The 23,054-nt window shown below is 41.0% G+C and carries 17 protein-coding genes; 16 read left to right on the forward strand and 1 reads right to left on the reverse strand.

The window, feature by feature from the left end; translation table 11 throughout:
* The first annotated feature begins 221 nt into the window (after positions 1-221).
* From AC1TO8_RS08765 to AC1TO8_RS08840, 16 genes are all read left to right on the forward strand, one after another.
* Positions 222-1,994 (forward strand): ABC transporter ATP-binding protein, encoded by a 1,773-nt coding sequence (locus AC1TO8_RS08765; protein ID WP_482055179.1) that lies wholly within the window; start codon positions 222-224, stop codon positions 1,992-1,994.
* Entirely contained in the window at positions 1,991-3,853 is a 1,863-nt protein-coding gene (locus tag AC1TO8_RS08770; protein WP_482055180.1) for an ABC transporter ATP-binding protein, read from the forward strand. Before AC1TO8_RS08765 ends, AC1TO8_RS08770 begins: the two co-directional genes overlap by 4 nt.
* Before the next feature lie 471 nt (positions 3,854-4,324).
* The gene (gene purT / locus AC1TO8_RS08775; RefSeq protein ID WP_482055276.1) at positions 4,325-5,515 is read left to right on the forward strand and encodes a formate-dependent phosphoribosylglycinamide formyltransferase; all 1,191 of its coding nucleotides are present in this window, start codon (positions 4,325-4,327) and stop codon (positions 5,513-5,515) included.
* Positions 5,505-5,960: an N-acetyltransferase family protein gene (locus AC1TO8_RS08780; protein WP_482055181.1), complete on the forward strand. Its 456-nt coding sequence runs from the start codon at positions 5,505-5,507 to the stop codon at positions 5,958-5,960. The genes purT and AC1TO8_RS08780 overlap by 11 nt, the downstream gene beginning before the upstream one ends.
* 168 nt (positions 5,961-6,128) lie before the next feature.
* Positions 6,129-7,814: a response regulator gene (locus AC1TO8_RS08785; RefSeq protein WP_482055182.1), complete on the forward strand. Its 1,686-nt coding sequence runs from the start codon at positions 6,129-6,131 to the stop codon at positions 7,812-7,814.
* A 100-nt stretch (positions 7,815-7,914) separates the two neighbouring features.
* Entirely contained in the window at positions 7,915-9,621 is a 1,707-nt protein-coding gene (locus tag AC1TO8_RS08790) for a sensor histidine kinase (RefSeq protein WP_482055277.1), read from the forward strand.
* Complete coding sequence (locus AC1TO8_RS08795) at positions 9,618-10,595, forward strand: substrate-binding domain-containing protein (protein WP_482055183.1); 978 nt, start codon at positions 9,618-9,620, stop codon at positions 10,593-10,595. Before AC1TO8_RS08790 ends, AC1TO8_RS08795 begins: the two co-directional genes overlap by 4 nt.
* A 42-nt stretch (positions 10,596-10,637) precedes the next feature.
* On the forward strand, positions 10,638-11,657 hold the full coding sequence (locus tag AC1TO8_RS08800; RefSeq protein WP_482055184.1) for a galactose ABC transporter substrate-binding protein: 1,020 nt from the start codon (positions 10,638-10,640) through the stop codon (positions 11,655-11,657).
* A gap of 257 nt (positions 11,658-11,914) precedes the next feature.
* Complete coding sequence (locus AC1TO8_RS08805; RefSeq protein ID WP_482055185.1) at positions 11,915-12,742, forward strand: CAP domain-containing protein; 828 nt, start codon at positions 11,915-11,917, stop codon at positions 12,740-12,742.
* A 738-nt stretch (positions 12,743-13,480) separates the two neighbouring features.
* Positions 13,481-14,362 carry a GDSL-type esterase/lipase family protein gene (locus tag AC1TO8_RS08810; RefSeq protein ID WP_482055186.1) on the forward strand — a complete coding sequence of 294 codons (882 nt, stop codon included), beginning with the start codon at positions 13,481-13,483 and terminating at the stop codon, positions 14,360-14,362.
* A gap of 27 nt (positions 14,363-14,389) precedes the next feature.
* Positions 14,390-15,349, forward strand: coding sequence for an ABC transporter ATP-binding protein (locus tag AC1TO8_RS08815; RefSeq protein WP_482055187.1), 960 nt, complete (start codon positions 14,390-14,392; stop codon positions 15,347-15,349).
* Positions 15,342-16,331, forward strand: a complete 990-nt coding sequence (locus AC1TO8_RS08820; protein ID WP_482055188.1) for an ABC transporter permease — start codon at positions 15,342-15,344, stop codon at positions 16,329-16,331. The genes AC1TO8_RS08815 and AC1TO8_RS08820 overlap by 8 nt, the downstream gene beginning before the upstream one ends.
* A gap of 80 nt (positions 16,332-16,411) precedes the next feature.
* Positions 16,412-18,394: a DNA topoisomerase IV subunit B gene (parE, locus tag AC1TO8_RS08825; RefSeq protein WP_482055189.1), complete on the forward strand. Its 1,983-nt coding sequence runs from the start codon at positions 16,412-16,414 to the stop codon at positions 18,392-18,394.
* Between the two features lie 11 nt (positions 18,395-18,405).
* Positions 18,406-20,838, forward strand: a complete 2,433-nt coding sequence (gene gyrA, locus AC1TO8_RS08830) for a DNA gyrase subunit A (protein WP_482055190.1) — start codon at positions 18,406-18,408, stop codon at positions 20,836-20,838.
* Between the two features lie 178 nt (positions 20,839-21,016).
* Entirely contained in the window at positions 21,017-21,430 is a 414-nt protein-coding gene (locus AC1TO8_RS08835; RefSeq protein ID WP_482055191.1) for a MarR family winged helix-turn-helix transcriptional regulator, read from the forward strand.
* A 42-nt stretch (positions 21,431-21,472) separates the two neighbouring features.
* On the forward strand, positions 21,473-22,693 hold the full coding sequence (locus AC1TO8_RS08840; RefSeq protein WP_482055192.1) for an MFS transporter: 1,221 nt from the start codon (positions 21,473-21,475) through the stop codon (positions 22,691-22,693).
* 119 nt (positions 22,694-22,812) lie between these two features.
* On the opposite strand, the gene AC1TO8_RS08845 is transcribed toward AC1TO8_RS08840, so the two are convergent.
* Positions 22,813-23,013, reverse strand: coding sequence for a hypothetical protein (locus tag AC1TO8_RS08845; RefSeq protein ID WP_482055193.1), 201 nt, complete (start codon positions 23,011-23,013; stop codon positions 22,813-22,815).
* Positions 23,014-23,054: the final 41 nt, after the last annotated feature.

Below are 23,054 nucleotides of genomic sequence, written 5' to 3' on the forward strand. Positions count from 1 at the left end.
TCTTTTCTTTTGGTCAATTAACCAAGGGATATGGAGGAAACAAGAACAATTGATAACTAGCTCTTGATTGTATGATTCAATTGGCAGTTGGTTGCGTAACTAGGCTGATTATGATGACTTATGCACTTTGCCGCCTTGCAAGGACGGTGGTAAACTTCATTAATGTTCACAAATATATAAATAAATGATATGGATCTTATGCATCCATAAGGAGGAGAAACATGAACGTACTCAGGCAATTACAGAGCTTCTTTTGGGACAAACGGAAGTTTCTGTACTTATCGATCCTAAGTTTAGCAATTGCTACTGCGCTAGGATTGGTTACTCCGATGTTGCTTAAAAGCCTGATTGATGATGCTATTATGCCTGGGCAGTATGACAAAGTGCCTATGCTTGCTATCACTGTCATTCTTGTCGTCATTGTAAAAGCAATGATGCAATTTGTAAGCGGTACCCTTGGTGGTAGATTAGGTAATCATTTGGCATACCGTTTGCGTAATGCATGTTACGAGAAACTTCAATTTTTATCTTTTCGCTATTATGACACTGCTAAAACAGGCGATTTAATGTCACGTTTAACAGGTGACCTCGAAGCGATTCGAAATTTTGTTGGGTTTGGTTTAGCACAAATGATGAACACCATACTAATGGTCTTATTCGGCGCAATTATGATGTTCTCCATTCACTGGCAATTGACCTTGGTCACGATGATGAGTGTTCCATTCTTAATTATCGTAGCTCTGAGATTTGAAGGTAAGATTCATCCTGCATTTCGGGAAATGCGCTTAGCATTAAGTACGCTAACGACTGCTGTACAGGAGAATGTTACAGGAGTTAGAACGGTTAAATCTTTTGCACGTGAACCTCATGAAGTTGAGAAGTTCTCCATCCGTAATGAACGCTATAAGACGAACCAGATCTTTACGTCAACATTATGGAGTCGCTTCTTTCCATTCATGGAATTCTTGGCTTCGATCACGGTTGTTCTGCTCCTTACAGTAGGAGGAACCTTTGTCATCAATGGAACACTCTCATTAGGAGAATTGGTAGCCTTCTTCAGTCTGATCTGGTACATAATCGGTCCAATGTGGAATATTGGATTCCTAATTAATAACTATACCCAATCCGAAGCTTCAGGTGAACGCGTCTTAGAACTACTTAATCACCCCATTGACGTTAAAGATCGTGAAGATGCGGTGGAGCTTAAGGTGGAAGAAGTTAAGGGACATATTACATTTGATGATGTTACTTTTGCCTATGGAAATAAGATAGCTGCGATTAAGGACGTAACCTTCGATGCACCAGCGGGCTCTGTTATTGGATTTCTAGGTGGGACGGGTTCGGGTAAGTCAACGATTATTCAATTACTAATGCACGCTTATAATGTGAATGAAGGTACGATCAAACTTGACGGAGTGGATATACGTGATATTACCGTTCATAGTCTTCGTAGCCAGATTGCATCGGTATTCCAGGAGACATTCCTGTTCTCTTCCAGCATCCAGAATAATATTTCATATGGGTTGAAGGATGTAACTATGGAAGAAATCATTCGTGCTGCAGAATTAGCGAAAGCGCATGAATTTATTATGGAGATGCCTGATGGATATAATACGGTCGTTGGAGAACGTGGAATGGGACTCTCTGGTGGACAGAAACAACGGATCGCCATAGCTCGTGCTTTACTAAAGAATCCCAAAATTCTTATTCTTGATGATGCGACCAGTGCCGTTGACATGGAGACAGAACATGAGATCCAGTCAGGATTCCAAGAAGTGATGAAAGGACGTACAACATTTATTATTGCCCATCGAATATCTTCTCTACGTCATGCAGATGAAATACTAGTACTGGACGAAGGGAAGGTCGTACAAAGAGGCAAACACGAACATCTAATTACTGTGCCAGGTCCATATCGAGATGTGTACCAAATTCAGTACGCTGACTATATCTCCCGGGTAACTGGGGAAGCAGAAGAGCAGGTGAAATCATGAACACGGGCATAAAAGCTGAAAGGCAGAATCAAAAGTCTAGCAAGGAATCTAATAAAGCTCAAAAAGGTGGCGCGAGGTTTGTCTACCAAGATGATGATATTATTGATAAAGCATTTGACTGGGGACAATTCCGACGATTGTTTGCTTATATGCGACCTTATGCTAAACAATTACTCCCTCTGATCGGATTGATGATGATTCTGGGAACGATCACTAAATTAACAGTTCCTTACCTAACGAGTATGGCGATTGACAAGGCGATTGCGCCTGCTAATGCTAGTCCTAATCTGAAGATGCTCTATACGATTGCTGTTGTTATATTAGTACTATATGCTGTGCAATGGATAGCATCGACCTATCGCATTAAGTACATGAATATTATTGGACAGAGAGTCATATTTGATTTACGAGCAGATTTATTCAAGCATATTCAAAAGCTTTCATTCAATTTCTTTGATAAAAGACCAGCGGGTTCGATTCTAGTCAGGGTTACCAATGATGTGAACTCATTGCAGGAACTCTTCACTAACGGTGTCGTTAACTTAATGATTGACTTTGTTCAGTTGATAGGAATTGTTGTGATTCTATTGATAATCAATGTAAAGCTTGGACTTGCGGTTATTATTACAGTACCGATTATGTTCTTTATTTCTACGAAGTTGCGGGTGAAGATTCGTGGAGCTTGGCAGGAAGTTCGTATGAAAGGTTCACGAATCAACTCACATTTGAATGAATCGATCCAAGGGATTCGTGTCACTCAAGCTTATACGCAAGAGAAAGAAAATATGGAATTCTTCGATGTCATGAATAAAGATGCTAAGAAGTCATGGGATAGAGCTACGACCATGAACCAAGGATTCGGTCCACTTATAGAAATTACAGGTGGCTTCGGTACATTGATACTCTTCTCGTTCGGTGCCTACTTGATTCAACAAGGTGAACTAACGATTGGTCTATTAGTAGCTTTCTCTAGTTATGTAGGTAACTTCTGGGATCCAATTAACCGTCTGGGTCAGATGTATAATCAATTGTTAGTTGCGATGGCGTCATCAGAGCGAATATTCGAATTCATGGATGAGAAACCTAGTATCGATGATCAACCTAATGCAATAACTCTACCTGAAATTAAAGGGGATATTACATTTGAGAAGATTGTCTTTGAGTATGAGAAAGGTCGTCAAGCTCTGAAAGGAATTGACCTAAACGTTGAGGCGGGTCAGACGATTGCATTAGTTGGTCATACAGGCTCGGGTAAAAGTACGATTGTCAATCTCCTGAGTCGCTTCTACGACATCACGGATGGCAAGATCACTATTGATGGAAATGATATTCGAGATGTAAAGGTTGAAAGCCTACGAAGTCAGATCGGTATTGTGTTGCAAGATACGTTCATCTTCTCTGGAACGATTCGAGATAATATTCGTTTTGGGCGTTTAGATGCGAAGGATGAGGAGATTGAAACGGTAGCTAAATCGGTGAATGCTCATGACTTCATTTCGGCCTTACCACAGGGATATGACACCGAAGTAGAAGAACGCGGAAATGTATTGTCTATGGGTCAGCGTCAACTACTGTCCTTTGCAAGAGCGCTACTAGCTAATCCGCGTATTCTAGTGTTAGATGAAGCTACGGCAAGTATTGACACGGAAACAGAACTCAAAATTCAAGAAGCCTTGAAAGTACTACTCCAAGGTCGGACTTCATTTATTGTTGCCCATAGACTTTCGACGATACGACATGCGGATAAAATTGTTGTATTGGATCATGGGGAAATCAAGGAAGAGGGAAGCCACGCTGAGTTGATACGACAAGATGGGATCTATAACGGTCTCATTGAAGCCCAATTCAGATTCATCTAAATTGTGGTAGTTCAAAAAGTCATCTTTTGATCACGAAGGTTAGCAGGGAGCGTATTCGACATCGAATATTGAATTCAGCCGGTCCTAGCATATGCTTTCGAGGTATGTTTCCTTCGGAAACATTTCAGGTGCTCACGTAGGTACTGCCAGCGTATGCTTCCGAAGTCGTTTTCTACGAAAACGTGTAGCTCCGCTTCTCACTCGCTATCTTCATTCAATCTTCTGAGGCGTTTCGAAGAAACGCAACATCGTAAGCATACGCTTTAGTGCTGAAAATTTGACTTTTTGAACACGTACTAAAATTACACAATGATACCACTTCCTTGAAAAACCGACATGGATTTCGTGAAAATGTAACAAGATTATGTAGGAAAAAGATTGAATTTGCTGAAAATTTGTGGAGCGCTCTTGCATTCTGCGTGCTAAACCCTGAAAATAGAGATAATAGATCTATAGGGGGGATGGCAAGTGGTGTGGGGTGCTCCTTTTTCTGCATATTCCAGAAAAATATTGCTGCTGGGCAGTGGAGAATTAGGAAAAGAAGTGGTACTTGAAGCCCAGAGATTGGGTATTGAGACCATTGCCGTGGATCGCTATAAAGATGCTCCTGCTATGCAGGTAGCACACAGGTCTCATGTGATCGATATGCTCGATGAAGAAGCACTAAAAAGAATAATAAGGCAAGAACAACCCGATCTTATTGTTCCAGAAATTGAAGCAATCGCAACAACTGCATTGATGGAATTAGAAATGGAAGGATATCATATCGTTCCTACCGCGCGTGCTACTTCACTCACGATGGATCGCGAAGGGATTCGCCGCCTAGCATCCGAGACTCTAGGATTGCCAACCGCAGCTTATCGATTCGCAGACAATCTGGATGAATTGAAAATTGCGGTAGCTGAACTAGGAACACCTTGTGTGGTGAAGCCAATTATGAGTTCATCTGGCAAAGGCCAAAGTGTTTGTCGGAGTATGGATGAAGTGAACGCGTGTTGGACTATTGCTGTTGAAGATGGACGAGCTAAGACTACCCGTGTAATCATTGAGTCTTTTGTTCAATTTGAGAGTGAAATTACGCTACTTACTGTTCGATCTGTATCTGGAACGCTGTTCTGCCCACCGATTGGCCATATTCAGAAGGATGGCGATTATGTGGAGTCTTGGCAACCGCATCAGATGAGTGACACTCAAATTGAACAATCTCAAGCAATTGCCAAAGCGATTACGGATGAATTGGGTGGATATGGTGTCTTTGGAGTTGAGTTGTTCTTAACATCCGAAGGAGTTGTATTCAGTGAAGTATCGCCTCGTCCACATGATACCGGTATGGTAACGATGGTGACACAGGATTTGTCGGAGTTTGCTCTACATGTTAGAGCGATCCTTGGCTTGCCGATTGATGAGGTACAATTACTTTCACCTGGTGCATCAGCTACATTGAAAGCACAAGGAAATAGCACTGACTTTATCATTAATGGAGTCGGTGAAGCTCTCTTACTTCCACGAACTCAAGTAAGAGTATTTGGTAAGGGTGAGGCGAAGCCTGGAAGAAGAATGGCTGTTACTTTGAGTACTGCTGATAATGTTGAGAATGCACGAGACACAGCGAAGCATGCTGCGAGTCTATTGAAAGTGGAGGAATTTGACCATGATAGGTAGTTTGTCTACCCCTGTATTGTGTATCCGTAAGTTCCAATGGAATGACTTGGAGAGTCTAAATGCATTAATGCGAGAATTGAACTATCCAACGACATTAAGTGTCATGCGAGAACGGATGCAGGAGATGGAATCTAGTCCTGTACATTGTACACTCATTGCTGAAGTGGATAACGAAGTAGTAGGGGAGATCAGTTTACGAAATATTCTGACTCATTCTAGTACTGAAGCTACAACTCAGATTACCTCTATTGTTGTCGCTAAAGGTTATCAAGGTCAGGGCATTGGGAAGAGATTGATTCATAGTGCAGAAGAATGGAGCAAAGGTCAAGGAAGCCATCTTCTATTTCTTAAAAGTGGTAACCGCGTAGAGCGTGCTCCTGCAAGAGCGTTTTATAAACATATCGGATTCACCAATATGGGCTACCTTTTCAGCAAAACATTATAGTGCGGCAATAACATACAGGGTGTCCCGAGTCATTTACTAAGGCTTTAGGGGCACCATTTTTTTAAAATATAAGAAAGCATAAGTTTCACATGAATCAATTTCATAATCGGCGATGCAGCTAAATCGGATTATGCAATCGCTTACAAAATTGAGGTGAGGAATGAGTAAATGTATAAGCTTATTTTAGTAGATGATGAAGAAGATGTAAGAGAAGGATTACTTGATGAAATAGCATGGAAAGAGCATGGTTTCGATGTAGTAGATAAGGCGGAGAATGGTCGAGAAGCGACAGAGCTAATTGAGAGATATCATCCGGACGTTGTCGTAACGGATATTCATATGCCTTTTATGAATGGACTAGAGCTTGCCGAATGGATTCGAAACCATTATCCGCATACGAAGATCATTATTTTAACTGGATTCGATGAATTCGAATATGCTCAGAAAGCGATAAAGATGCAGATCGACGAATATGTTCTTAAGCCTTTTTCTTCTAAAGAACTGGTTGATGTATTGTTGAAAGTGAAGAATAAACTGGACGACGAACTAGCTGAACAGGACAACTTAGATCATTTGCTCCAGTATTACCGAGAAAGCCTTCCTATTATGCGAGGCAAGTTTCTCTCCTCTCTTGTGTCAAGACGTATACCTATCACAGAAATAAACGAAAAGATGGTCAGTTATGAGCTTAAATTAACTGCTTCTTTATATATGGTCTCTATTGTGAGAGTAGATTATTTCTATGCAGAGCTGCAACAGAATGAATCATCGCATATGAATGTCACAACTTCACAATCTTTAAAACATACGAATGATCGACAATTACAATTGTTTGCAGTGCTGAATATTGCCAATGAAATATGTCTGAAGCACCAGATAGGTGAAGTGTTTCTTCATCATGATGATGTCGTTCTATTAATGATGAATCATGATGACGATTCCGAGAAGATGATCCAAAGGATGCTAGAAATATTAGAAGAAGTTAGACAAAATGTAGAGAAATATTTAAAGCTAACCGTGACGATAGGTGCGGGAACCATGACAAACATTCTTGGGGGTGTAAACCATTCCTATAATGATGCATTGCAAGCATTGGATTATCGTTTACTTTTGGGCAATAATCGAGTGATTTGGATTGATGATGTGGAATCGAGAACGGATCGATTCAAGAATGAGCCTCTTCACTATGATGAATTGAAGCAACAAATGTTAATTCGCGCCATTAAACTAGGAACAGCGCAGGAAGTAGGAGCTACGGTGGAGAATCTATTTGCAGGAGAAGAGATGAGTCAACTTACTGTAAAGGATTGTCAGGTATATGTATTAGAAATCATAACATCTATTATGAAGATAGCTAAAGAATTTCGGATGGAGCTCGATGAGATATTCGGTACGAATGAGTATTTTGTTGAGATCACGAAGTTTAATAACTTGAATGAAGTAAAGCTGTGGATTACTGGTATTTGTGTGAAACTCATGAACCACATTTCGAAGGGCCGTCAATCTAGTTATAATCAATTGGTAGAGGACGCTAAATCATACATAGCGATCCATTATCACGAGAATGACATTTCTATTAATAAAGTGTGTACATATTTACATATAAGTACCGGGTATTTCAGTAGTATTTTCAAGAAAGAAATGAAGATGACCTTTGTGAACTATGTGATGCAACTTCGGATGGAATCTGCTAAAGATTATCTACGTTCAAGTGATTTGAAATCTTTTGAAATCGCGGAGAAGGTTGGATTTATCGATCCTAATTATTTCAGTTTTTGTTTCCGTAAGCAATTCGGAATATCTCCAAAAGAATATCGAAATAATGCGGGAGGAGCAACGACGAGTGAGCATTAAATTGAAAGATTCACGACAATCTAAACTTTCAAAAAAACTTAAAGTCCCACTCTCGTTCAATCTAAGAAGTATTCAAGTCATTATTACGATATCTTTCTCGATGATTACGGTTATCGTGGTGCTCCTAGTTAGCCTATTACTCTACAACAAGTTCGCTAAATCTGCAGAAGACAACGCTTATCTAAACATTCAACAAATTATAGAACAGGTGAACTCCCACTTGGAGCTATATGTCAAAGGTATGCAGGATATATATGAAGTGGTGGAACAGCAAATTGGTCAGACAGGTAACATCTCGGATTCATTATTGCAGGAACAACTGACGACACTTCTTCGGACCCGTGAGGACTTAGTCTCTGTCGCTCTGTTTACACCGGTAGGTGACATGGTATTGGACGTACCCGATGCGAACATGCGCCGAAATACACAATTAATGAAACAAAGTTGGTTTCAGACTGCACTTAAGCAACCGGAATCCGTCTCCTTCTCTCAACCTCATATTCAGAACTTATACAAAGGGCAATATAAATGGGTAGTTTCATTAAGTCGAATGATCCAGTATAGGGAAAAGGGAGAATTGAAGCAGGGTATTCTGTTGGTGGATGTTAATTTTCGGACGATTGATGAGCTTAGCAGCAAAGTAAGTCTTGGTAAAAAAGGTTATGCCTATATTATCGATGCTCTAGGAAATATCATTTATCATCCACAGCAGCAATTAATTTATGCAGGACTTAAATATGAAAATATTGAGCCTGTATTTAAGTACGCCTTCGGAAGTTATATGGACACATCTACAGAAGAAGAAAGATATATTACGGTTAGAACAGTGGACCCGATTGGTTGGAAAATCGTTGGTGTGGCCTATCCAGATGAGATTGTAACAACGAAGAGGGATCTTAATCATTTCGTTGGATGGTTTCTAACGATCGTTATGGTTGTCGTACTATTGATTTCTATTTTTGTGTCTGCCAAGATATCACAGCCTATTCGCCGGTTAGAGAAAGTGGTTAAGCAGGTAGGGCAAGGTGATTTTAGCACACCTATTGATGTGAAGGGTGCTTATGAAGTAGAGCAATTATCCAAGAGGTTTAACCTTATGCTACATCGAATTCGTCAACTTATGAGTCAGATTATATATGAACAGGAAGCGAAGCGGAAAAGTGAACTAGATGTACTTCAAGCGCAGATTAATCCACATTTTCTCTATAATACGTTGAATTCCGTTATCCGGCTTGTAGAGCGGGGGAAGAACGAAGATGTCGTTACTGCGATCACTTCACTGTCTAAATTATTCCGTATTAGTCTTAGTGAAGGAAGGAATATGATCACGTTAGAGGAAGAATTAGAGCATGTCCGTCATTATCTGATTATCCAAAAGATAAGATATAAGAGTAAATTTAATTACGAGATGGATATTCAGGATGAGGCATTAACTTGTATAACGCTGAAACTTATCATTCAACCGATTGTCGAGAATGCCATCTATCATGGGATTGAGCTTATGCCAGATGAAGGCTCTATTCGGATCTCAGTCAGAGTTGAAGGGGAGAGAGTTATTATTTCGGTGACGGATAACGGTCTTGGAATGACACCTCAAGTGATGGGACAACTGTTGACAGGTGGTGTGAAGAGTTCAGGAGGATCAGGCGTGGGTGTGAAGAATGTTCATGAACGCATCCAATTGTACTACGGCAAAGCGTATGGACTGACATTTGTGAGCGAAGTGGAGGAAGGAACTACGGTTACTATTACCCTTCCTATGATGATAAAGGAACTAGATCCTGTGGAAGAAGAGGGAATGTTATGAATATAACTATAAGAAGAATATTGTTATTATTGGTTTCTCTTTCACTGGGATTGGTTTCTTGTTCGAATACTCCTTCAAGTTTACGAATGACAGATAGCGTACGTAAGGTGAGCATGATTGTGAAGATGAATAGTGGTTCTTTTTGGAATACGGTTAAGATGGGAGCGGAAGTTGCCGCGAAAGAATACAACGTAGAATTAACATTCCTTGGTCCAGATAGCGAGAATGATATCGAGGGGCAAATTATGTTAGTCGATGACGCGATTAAGAACAAAGCAGATGCTATTATTCTATCAGCAAGTGATTATATGAAGCTGGCACAGGTAACGGATCGCGCAGCTTATCACAAAATTCCGGTCATTTCCATGGATACAGAAGTAGCTTCGGCTCGAGTGAAGACCTTTGTAGGAACCAATAATTATGAAGCAGGACAAAGAGCGGCAGAAAGATTGATTCAATTGATTGGTGGTAAAGGTCAGGTTGGTTTAGTTAGCTTCGTAGAGGGAGCTCGGAATGCGGATGAAAGAGCGTCGGGGATGTTGGATTACATGGCACGGTTCCCTGACGTTAAGGTAATAGATATCGTATATTGTGGTTCAGACATACAGTTAGCGGCACGATTAACGAATGAAATGATTAATCAATATCCAGACCTCAGAGGAATCATCGCACTGAATGAAATAGCAGGGATCGGTGTGTCGAAAGAAGTACAGAAGCTAGGTGCTGGTGGTAGAGTGAAGATCATTACATTTGACAGCCCACCTGAGGTCATTGAGATGTTACAAGAGGGTGTTGTTCAGGCAACGGTCATTCAGAACCCTTATAGTAATGGATATTTAGCAGTGAAGCATGCTGTTGAAGGCATTGAAGGGATCCATGTTCCTGAGCGAGTGGAGACAGGATCCAAGTTGATTGATCTCGATAATATGTTGTGGCCAGAAAATCAAAAGCAACTGTTTCCTTTTGTAAGGTGATGATCGCATGTCTATGAAAAGTTATGGAGGAGGTCCATATCAATGATCAAAAGAATGACAGTCGCTTTACTCATAGGTGCGCTACTCGGATCAGTTATGGCAAGTTGCTCGAGCTCGGCAGACGGAGGTAAATTGCCTCATATTGGTGTAGCGATTTACAGATTCGGAGATACATACATGACGGGTGTTCGGAACTCCATTAAAAGTAGTGCCGAAGGAAAAGTAAAGGTCGAAATTGTAGATAGCCAAAATTCTCAATTGACTCAGAATGATAAAGTAGATGTGTTTATTACGAAAAAAACGAATGCGCTAATTATTAATCCAGTAGACCGGACAGGGGCTGGCATTATTATTGATAAAGCGAAGAGCGCTAACATTCCTGTCGTATTCCTCAATCGAGAACCACTTGCAGATGATATGAAGAAATGGGATAACGTTTATTATGTCGGCGCGAAGGCTGAAGAATCGGGCACGATGTCAGGCGAGATTATTGCTGATTACTGGAGATTACATCCTGAAGCAGATAAGAACAAAGATGGTGTACTCCAATATGCCATGTTAAAAGGTGAACCCGGTCACCAAGATGCTGAATTACGTACGAAGTATGCGATTGAAGCGATTGAAGCTGCTGGTATTAAAGTGGAAAAGGTTGCTGAAGAATCAGCGTATTGGGATCGGGTGAAAGGTCAAGAAAAAATGGATGCGTTCCTTAAATCGAAGGGAAATAGTATTGAGGCGGTTCTAGCGAATAATGATGATATGGCACTAGGTGCTATTGAAGCATTAAAAGATGCAGGTTATTTCAAAGGTGATAAATATATGCCTGTTGTAGGTGTAGATGCAATGGCACCAGCAATAAAAGCGTTACAAGAAGGAACGATGTTAGGAACTGTACTTAATGACTTCGATAACCAAGGTAAAGCTGCTCTAATTCTAGCTACACTGTTAGCGAATAGAGAAACACCTACCAAGGATAATGTTGGTTTTGAGATTACGGACAATCAATATGTGTGGATCCAATATAAGAAAATTACGAAGGACAATATTGACGAAGCAAAATAAGGGCATATGAATCGGCTAGATCTTCTTAAGATTAATAGTAGAGTAGTAGCTTACCTTATGTAAACACACAGTGAAAACGGTGGTTTATGTAAGGTTTTTTCCGTTGGTATCTATTGATTAGTAGGTACTTTCCAATAATTGTGGGTTTTAATTGAAAACTAGCATGTTACAATGAATTCATTGCTGGTGACAATATTGTAACTATTCTGTTGCATGTAGATGCAAGACACAAATCGATTCAAAGGAGAGATGGATAAATGAAAACAACATTTATAAAATCATTGATGGCGGGGACGATTGCTACTGTATTGGCTGTGGGAATAACACTACCAGGGTCAGCATCGGCTACTTCTGTTCAGAACAATAACAATAACTACGGTATCTATAATAGTTTGAAAACGTATATTCAAGAGTGGATTAAAAATAATGGTGGAGAATGGACAGTAGTCGTGGATAAAGAAGTGACAATTACTAAGCCTACAAAACCGGTAACAAAGCCAGAGACGAAACCAGTAACGAAACCAGAAACAAAGCCAGAAACGAAACCAGAGACGAAACCAGTAACGAAACCAGAAACAAAGCCAGAAACGAAACCAGAAACAAAGCCAGAGACGAAACCAGTAACGAAACCAGAAACAAAGCCAGAAACGAAACCAGAGACAAAACCAGTGACAAAACCAACAGACACTACGACGAATGATACAACTACAGATAAGTCTAGTGTTACTTCTCAGGTCGTGGATCTAGTGAATAAAGAACGAAGTAAAGCGGGATTGAAATCATTGGTAATAGATGCTAAATTAGCAAATATGGCTCTAGATAAAGCGAAAGATATGAATAATAATAATTACTTTGCTCATCAATCTCCAACGTTTGGATCTCCATTTGACATGATGAAACAATATGGCATCTCGTATAGTTATGCAGGCGAGAACATTGCGAAAGGTCAAAAGACTCCGGCAGATGTTATGCAAGCTTGGATGAATAGTGAGGGACATCGTGCTAATATTTTGAGTGCTAACTTCACAACTATCGGAGTAGGTTACTATAACGGTCACTGGGTGCAAGAGTTCATTAGTAAATAAAATAGACATACAAAATTATACGGCTATACTGTCCCTTGAAAAGGGCGGTATAGCCGTTTTTTTGAAACTATGAGATATCATTCTGAAGTGAAAGTTGATGAAGAACGGGAATAGGTTCTGTAATGAGCGGAGTGAGCGCATTTGTCTCACGACTCTATCATGGAGAACGTAGCTGAGATGGTGGAGTAGAAACCTGGTATGTATTCTAGTTTAACGGAAGCTACAGACCTTAATCTGCCCGAAACGCCTCTTTTAAAATTGTAACGGAAATGAGCGACCTTATTTGATGCTTTTTTCTAATATTAGGCTGTTTATTTGCATATAGAGGCCTGTACTTCCGTTACAATTTCATATTGGTGTTTTGGGTTGGAATAGTGTCAGTGTGTTCCGTTAAAAATTGAAACTGTGATACGCTTAATGAGGCAATTGAAAAGTGGGGTTTCTCGAGTAAATAAGTGTTGTTTGAGCAACTAAAACGGGGTAAACAGAAATTGTGGCGGATTTAGAGGACTAATTTGGAACTAACGTTGAGTACCTGTAGCCCATAGCTGAAAGCGATACAAAGTATCGCTACCCTCGGAAGCATAATCTCCTTCCTGACGACGACAGTAACTGTTACATCAATGCAATCCTCATTTGCAAATTAATTATAGAAGTCTTAATGTAAATATAGTTAATCTATTTGTCGAGTGTTGCGGATGACGGAGTTATTCTACCGAGATTATGGAGGGATGATCATTGAATTCAAGTAATTGGATCTGGCGTAGTGTGAGCATTGTCTCGATTGTGTCAACAGTACTATTGTTAGTTGGGTTTATATATGCCATTAAAGATGTGAATGCGCCGCAGGCAGGGACGGAATTGCCTAGACCATCTCAGCAATTAGGAGAGGGAGTGTCCGATGCCATGGACAAGAAAAAGGAATATAAAATTTCTGCCATAGGTGATTCCTTGGCGAAAGGAACAGGCGACGATACGGGGATGGGCTATGTGAAAAGAAGTGTGGAACTTCTTTCAAAGAATAGTAGCAAAAAGACAACATTGCTCAACAATTTAGGGATCAATGGTCTGACTACTGAAGGTCTAGTGACGAAGCTAGATGAACCGGGTGTACAGTACGTACTAAAGCAGTCAGATATCATCATCCTTTCAATTGGTGGTAATGATCTATTCCAGGGAGCCGAGCTGTTATCTTCTGGAGAAGGGCAAAAGGATGGTTCAGCACAGTCAGATGAGTCAACAGATTCAGCACAGTCAGATGGATTAGCTAGTGATATAACTGCTGAGAAACTTCGGAGTGTACTACCTAAATCGTCAGAACAATTACAACTGGCATTGGAGAAATTAAGAGGGATTAATCCAGATGCGTACATTATTTACGTAGGGTTATATAATCCTTTTGGGGATATAGAACAACTATCAACGATCGGCAATGAGGTTGTTACCACATGGAATAACATAGCACAAACCACAATTAATCAAGATAAGTTCATGCTATTAGTGCCAACATATGATTTGTTTACACATCATCTAGGGCGGTATTTATCAACGGATCATTTTCATCCTAATGGTGATGGATATCAACAAATCGCTGATCGAATTGTTCAAGGAATACAGTAAATCAGACGCATAAAGGGGGATATACATATGGTAGATAATATTGTGCTTTCCGTCGATCATATTAGTAAACGAATTGGTAAAAAGATGATCATTAAGGACGTTACTTTTAATGTGCTAGAAGGTGAAATCTTTGGTTTCCTCGGTCCTAACGGAGCGGGAAAAACGACGACTATTCGGATGCTGGTCGATCTGATTAAGCCAAGCAGTGGCACGATCAAGGTATACGGTTATGATGTGAATCGTGACCAGGAAAATGCACTACAATATGTAGGTTCGATTGTTGAAAATCCGGAAGTGTATACGTATCTTACTGGGTGGGAGAATTTAGAACATTTTGCCCGTATGCAGTCTGGTATAGATGCTGTGAGAATTCAAGAGGTTGTAGACATTGTAAAGTTAGATCAAAGGATTCATGATAAGGTACGTACATATTCACTTGGCATGCGTCAGAGGCTGGGAATTGCTCAAGCGTTGTTAGGTCGTCCCAAATTACTTATTCTGGATGAGCCAACGAATGGTCTTGATCCTAAGGGAATCAAAGAGCTTCGTGTATTTATAAGGCAGTTGGCAAACGAAGGGATGGCGGTATTCGTATCAAGTCATCTTTTGAGTGAAATTCAATTGCTGTGCGATCGAGTGGCCATTATTAGTCAAGGTAGTGTGCTTGCTGTGGGTGGAGTGCATGAATTGGTGTCTGAGAATGCTGGTTATGTTATTTGGGATGTGGAGCCGATGTTGGAGGGACGGAAAATACTTTTAGCAAAAGAGGGCGTTCGAGTGGTCGAATCTGCTGAATTTTTACTTGATGATACGATCATAGCAGGAATGTCGGCTAATGCGATTGTTACTCAGAACGAGGAGGAATTGATTCCTGTGATTATTGCTCAATTAGTTAGTGCGGGTATCGCTGTGAAGAGCGTGAATAAGATTAATCCAACACTGGAACAATTATTTCTACAAATGACTGAGGGTGAGAACATTGAGTAATATCCTCCCATTAATCAAGAACGAGTGTATCAAACTTATTAAAAAGAAACGATTTCACATCATTCTACTCATCTTACTCATACTCGTCCCCATGTTCACCTATGCGCAGATGCGTTCGTCCGAGCAGACTCGGGACAAGTTCAACGGGGATTGGAGACTGGAAACTCAACAGCAGATTACAGACAATCAGAACTCTTTGGGAAGTAATCGAATTCCGGAAGAGTGGAAAAAGTATCGACTTATTTTCATACAACAGCTTCAGTATTATTTGGATCATGATGTGAATCCTAAAGAACCGAATGGCGTAACCTTTACGAGACAATTCATGGATAATTCGATCACTTTGTTCATTCCATTGCTTATTATGGCTATCGCATCGGACATTGTTTCTGGGGAGAGAACGACGGGTACGATAAAGATGCTATTGACAAGACCGGTAAAAAGGTGGAAAGTACTGCTGAGTAAGCTTATTGCGCTCATGATGTTTGTTTCGCTGATTGTTGTATCAACTTTTGCTATCAGTTATCTGATTTCAGGAGCCTTCTTCGGTTATGCTGGGTTTAATATGCCTGTGTTTACCGGATTCCAAATGTCAGGTGCTGATGTCGATATGTCCGCTGTACATGCGGTACCACAGTGGGAGTATTTGTTGATGCAATGTGGATTGATATGGTTCGTCGCCATAGTCGTTGCTTTGCTTGCATTCATGGTATCGGTGTTAGTGAAAAGTACGGCTGCCAGTATTGTAGTCATGATGGCTGCACTTATAGCAGGAAATATTCTGACAAATATGGCATCTGCATGGACAAGCGCTAAATATTTGTTTATGGTAAACTTACAGCTTACGAACTATTTATCAGGAACACCAGCTCCCATCGAAGGGATGAATCTTAATTTTTCATTGATGGTACTGGGGGTTTGGGCACTTGGTTCGGTTATTGTGTCATTTACTGTCTTTACGAAACGGGATATCTTGAACTAAAATAGACAAGGATACGAAAACATCTGTTTGCATGTGATGTTTTCGAATCCTACATAAAGATCTACAAAGGAGGAGCATGAATGGTCGAGAGTATCGATTTGTTTGCAGAGTCATCTAAGGGCGGTAGTATAGACCAAACTGGATACGATGTTGACGACATTCAAGTGCTCGAAGGTCTGGCTGCGGTTCGCAAAAGACCAGGAATGTATATTGGTAGTACGAGTACTTCGGGACTTCATCACCTGTTATGGGAAATCGTAGATAATGCGGTGGATGAACATCTTGCCAAATACTGCACAAGAATTGAAATTACATTACACAAAGACGGATCCGTGACAGTTATAGATAATGGACGCGGAATTCCAACAGGAATGCATAAAACGGGTATACCGACACCACAGGTTGTATTTACGATTCTGCATGCCGGAGGTAAATTTGGCGGTTCGGGATATAGGAAATCTGGCGGTCTACATGGTGTGGGCGCTTCAGTAACGAATGCTTTATCTGAATGGCTTGAGGTCGAGATCTATCGTGATGGTAAAATACATCGCCAGCGTTTCGAATATTGGGTTGATAAGCAAGGGAAAGAACATGTAGGCGAACCGTCTGCGGGATTAGAGCAGTTAGGTAACACCAATAAGACGGGTACGAAAGTGACATTCAAACCTGATGCTCGAGTCTTTACAGCAGGAATTCATCTCAATTATGATACATTGGCTGAACGTGTGATGGAGCTTGCATTTCTCAATTCGGGACTTCGTATTGTCCTTAAGGACAGTAGAGCTGATAAGGAAGATGAGTTCTACTATGAAGGTGGAGCAAGTCAGTTCGTTGAATATTTAAATGAAGGTAAGGATGTTCTTCATGATGTTATTCATTTCAATGCAGAGAAAGACGATGTTGAAGTTGAGGTAGCCCTTCAATATAATGCTGGGTATACGGAAACATTGGTCTCTTTCGTTAACTCCATTCCTACACGGGGTGGGGGGACTCATGAAACTGGTTTTAAGACAGCTTACACTCGTGTGTTGAACGATTATGCGAGAAAATCGAGCATACTCAAAGAAAAGGATAAGAATCTAGAAGGTTCAGATTTACGTGAAGGCATGATGGCTGTCATCAGTATCAAAATGTCGGATGTTGAATTTGTAGGGCAGACGAAAGATCAACTTGGAAGTGCCTCTGCAAGAAGTACGGTTGACGCCATCGTATCAGAGAAGATGCAGATCTTTCTAGAAGAGAACCCTCAGGTCGCTCAAACGTTGATCAAGAAATCAGTTCAGGCATCCAAAGCACGTGAAGCAGCTCGGAAAGCTCGAGACGATATCAGAACAGGTAAGAAGCGTAGTGAGAGTTCTAACCTGAATGGTAAGCTAACGCCAGCACAGTCCAAAGATGTTACGCGCACTGAACTATTCATTGTGGAAGGGGATTCCGCGGGTGGCTCGGCCAAACAGGGTCGGGATTCTAAACTTCAGGCTATTCTTCCTTTGAAAGGGAAGCCGTTGAACCCAGAGAAGGCTAAGCTTGCTGATGTCCTCAAGAACGAGGAGTATCGTGCTATTGTATCTGCCATTGGTGCGGGAATAGGAACAGAATTTGATGTACAAGATAGCAATTATTCTAAAGTTATTATTATGACCGATGCGGATACGGATGGAGCACATATCCAGGTATTGCTTCTAACGTTCTTTTACCGTTACATGAAACCCCTTATTGATGCTGGCCGTGTATATATCGCTCAACCGCCATTGTACAAGATCACCCGTAAATCGGGTAAGCTTGAGACGATGCGTTATGCATGGAGTGACGAAGAGCTTGCGAATTATTTGAAGGAATTCGGAGATAAGTATGAATTGCAGCGTTACAAAGGACTTGGTGAAATGAATCCTGAGCAATTATGGGAAACGACGATGGATCCAGAGTTGAGAACATTGCTTAAAGTAGAGATTGTAGATGCCGCCAAGGCGGAGCGACGAGTATCTACACTTATGGGTGATAAAGTGGAACCACGTAAACGCTGGATTGTAGATAATGTCGACTTTACAGATGTTGTAGAATAGAAGGTGAAAATGTGAGTTTATCAGAAGAATTTCTACCGGTATATTTAGAAGAGGTCGTAGGAGATCGTTTCGGTCGATACTCTAAATACATTATTCAAGATCGTGCCATTCCTGACGTACGGGATGGATTGAAACCAGTACAACGGCGTATCCTATATTCGATGTACGACTCTGGTAACATGCCTGATAAACCTTATCGCAAATCGGCCAAAGCTGTCGGTGATGTGATGGGGAATTACCATCCACATGGAGATTCATCGATTTATGATGGGATGGTACGTATGGCTCAGCCATGGAAGATGGGTCATACGCTTATAGATGGACACGGGAACTGGGGATCCATTGATGATGATCCAGCAGCAGCAATGCGTTATACAGAAGCAAGGTTATCTCCAATTGCCTTAGAATTGCTGCGTGATATCGAAAAAGGAACAGTCCTATTTAAAGATAATTTCGACAACACTACACAAGAACCAACCGTATTGCCTTCAAGGTATCCTAACTTACTCGTCAATGGTGCGAGTGGAATTTCGGCAGGATTTGCTACTGAGATTCCCCCGCATAATTTGCGCGAAGTGATTGATGCTTGTATTGCTGTGATGCAGAAACCTGAGATTGAGCTTGAAGAATTGATGACATTTATCAAGGGCCCAGACTTCCCACTTGGTGGAACAATCATGGGTGGAGAAGGCATCATGGATGCTTATCGTACCGGTAAAGGTCGTATATATTTAAGATCTAAGACGGAAATTGAATTTCTACGTGGTGGCAAGCAACAGATTGTCATTACGGAAATCCCATTTCAAGTCGTTAAATCACGCCTTGTTACAGCGATGGAGAATATTCGATTGGAGAAAAAAGTCGAGGGTATTGCTGAAGTTCGTGACGAGAGTGGTCGAGAAGGGCTACGAATCGTCGTCGAGCTTAAGAAGGAAGCGGATGGACAGGGTATTTTGTCATATTTGTTGAAGAAAACAGATCTGCAAATTACGTATAACTTCAATATGGTGGCGATTGTTAACAAAGCTCCACAACAATTAGGGCTTAAGCCTATTTTGAAAGCATATATTGATCATCAACGTGAAGTTGTTACGCGCAGAACTAAATATGATCTCAATAAAGCAGAAGATCGCCTACATGTGCTAGAAGGGCTAGTTAAGGCGCTGAACATTCTGGATGAAGTCATTGCAGCCATTAAGGCTTCTAAGAACCGTCAGGATGCACAGAACAACTTAGAGTGGATGTTTGGCTTTACTGAGCGCCAAGCGGATTCCATTCTGACGTTGCAACTTTATCGCATAACGAACTTAGAGATCACAACATTGACGAAAGAAATGGATGAGCTCAATAAGAAAGCAGCTAATTTACGTGCTATTTTAGAAAGTGATAAGAAGTTAGTCGCTTTGATCCGCAAAGAATTGATGGATATAAGAGATAGGTATGGAATTGATCGCAGATCTGTTATCCAAGGTGAAGTGGAAGAGATTAAGGTGAATCTCGAAGTACTAGTCAGCTCTGAAGATGTGATCGTAACCTTATCCAAAGACGGTTATATTAAGCGAACGAATATGTTATCTTTTACTCGCTCTGGTGGGGAACGGGATGGTTCAGGCGTCAAAGAAGGCGATTATCTTAAGAAGGTAATGGAGCTCAATACACTCGATAACTTACTTGTCTTTACACAAAGAGGACAATATTTCATGTTGCCGGTTCATCTCATTCCTGAATTCAAATGGAAAGATGCCGGAACGGCCATCGTTAATCTTATAAACCTATCTAAAGAGGATGCCATCATTGGAGTGATACATGCGACAGCATTGGATGATCCTGGTAAGAGCCTTATATTTGTTACGAAGAGAGGCCAAGTGAAGCGGACTGAGCTGAAAGAATATATGACTACTCGTTCTAATGCAGTTGCTGCATGTAAAGTAGGAGAAGAAGATGAGATTATTTCCGTTACGATGAGTGACAGTAACCAGGATATCCTCTTAGTAAGTAAAGATGGCATGTGTATTCGCTTCAATGAACAAGAAGTAAACGCCATGGGGCGAGTATCGGCCGGTGTTAAGGGAATACAGTTACGTGAGGGCGATGAGATTGTGTCTGCACTCTGGGTAGATGAAGATGAAGGTGAGATTCTGACGATTAGTGATATTGGTTATGCTAAACGTTCACTTTTGGCCGACTATTTACCGCAAAGCCGTGGTGGAAAAGGGTTACCAACATTTGAATTTAAGGAAGGTAAGCGTGTGAAGCGCAATGGTAGCTATTTAGCCGGAGCTTTTTACAGTAAGGAGCCTGTGGAGATCGTTGTGGTTAGCCAAGCGGGAATTTCGAATGTGATTACTTCCGCACAAGCTCCAATTGCTGAACGAAAATCGACAGGTAAGCAACTGATTCATCTAGAGAAGAATGACCAAATTATTGATTTGTTTGAGAAATAATGTGATATGTGAGAAGACATCCCGCTTAAGTTCTAGCGGGGCTGTTTTCTTTTTATTTAAGAAAATAAGAGGATCTAGGAAGGAATTGGAACATTTATCACGAAAATGAATGAGTAGGAAGATGGATAAATCATTCATTAATTAAATAAAGTTCTATAATAGAAAGGCAGGTATACCATTGCAGACTTCCGAATTCGCGAAATTATGGTCCCAGCTCAGTAAAGATTATAAACTGCATATGGATAGCGAGCTTACGCCTATACTGACAGAACCTCAATTAATTGTTCTAGAAGTCATCCTGGAACGCGGCACGATGAAACCTTCTGATTTCATCCCCTATCTAGCCACGAGCCCTGCTGCGGTTACTATGCTTCTAGATCGAATGGAGAAGAACGGTCTGTTGGCAAGGGAACGAGATCACGACGATCGACGAATTGTCTGGGTATCCATATCCGAGAAGGGCAAGCAGGAAGCAGAACGAGGTATGCAAATTCGTGATGCTTTTCTATCCAATATGTTAAATCGTATTTCATCGCATAATCAACAGCTTCTTATTTATCTTTTGGGTAAGATTACATCCAAAGTGGTATGATCAGATGAATAATCGTAGAGACATCAAAAGGGAGTCATACATATGAACAAGATAGAAGTATTAAGAAATCCCAAACAACGTAAACTACTTTTCGGAGTGGGTCTTAGCTGGCTGTTCGATGCTATGGATGTTGGGATTATATCATTTATCGTCGCTGCCCTAAAAGAGGAATGGTCTCTCTCAGCGGGCCAGATTGGCTTTCTTACAAGTATAAGCTCTGTAGGGATGGTGCTCGGTGCTGCTTTAGCAGGGGTTATGGCAGATCGTTATGGACGTAAATCCATTTTGTTGTGGACATTATTAATATTTTCCATAGCGAGTGGCTTATCTGCGCTAGCTACTGGGTTTGGTGTACTGTGTTTATTACGTTTCATCTCTGGTATTGGGCTGGGAGGAGAACTTCCCGTTGCATCCACATTAGTGTCTGAATCTGTGCCTGCCAAAGAGCGGGGGCGTGCAGTAGTGTTATTGGAAAGTTTTTGGGCAGTTGGTTGGATATGCGCTGCACTTATTGCGTACTTTATTATTCCGAAATATGGCTGGCAGGCAGCTTTCGTCATTGGAGCACTTCCAGCATTTTACGCAATTTACCTACGACGTGCGATAGAAGATCCTCCACGTTTCATCAAACAAAGTGGCCTACGCAAAGTTTCATTTCGTGAGAAAGTAGTACAAGTATGGTCGATGGAGTATCGTCGTTCTACCATTATGCTGTGGATCTTATGGTTCACCGTCGTATTCTCGTATTATGGCATGTTTCTATGGCTACCCACGGTGATGACACTTAAAGGGTTTAGTCTGGTTAAGAGTTTTGAGTATGTGTTAATTATGACTTTAGCTCAATTACCGGGTTATTTCACAGCGGCATATTTCATTGAGAAATTCGGACGTAAATTCGTCCTTGTGACTTATTTAGTGATGACGGCTGTGAGTGCAGTGTGGTTCGGATATTCAACATCTGTTGGCATGTTGATTACGTCCGGTATATTCTTATCCTTCTTTAACTTGGGAGCCTGGGGTGGACTGTACGCCTATAGCCCGGAACTATATCCTACAAAGGTTCGTACGACCGGAGTAGGACTTGCAACGGCTATGGGACGTGTTGGTGGTGTTATTGCTCCACTGTTAGTAGGGCTACTAGTTTCTCGAGACGTTGCGATTGATGTTATTTTTAGTATGTTCTTCGTAGTCATTCTAATTGGAGCTGCTGCTGTGCTCTTTCTAGGGAAAGAAACGAAAGGAATCGAGCTTGAGGACGAATAGTTGCTTGTACATCATTTAGCCGTTTTTCTTAAACAAAATGAAAACCTGTTCATAAATGAACAGGTTGGTTTTGTATCGTATGTTGTTCAAGGAGAAGGGAGTTCATAACCTCTTGACTTCTAGATGAGATCCTCGTCATCTTCGAAGGAATCCTCAGCATCGTCGTCTTCTACATCTTCAACTTCCTCAATTTCTTCGACTTCTTCCTCAGCAGAATCTTCACTAAGGATTTCTTCCGTCAAGTCTTCGGTAGGGTCGGATAATTCTGCTTCATCTACAATGATTTCTTCTGACACGATATCCATTTCTAAATCTCCCATATTGATCCCTCCATTTATACACTTAGTTCACTAAGTGTAGA

The sequence above is a fragment of the Paenibacillus sp. Y859 genome, assembly GCF_056786405.1.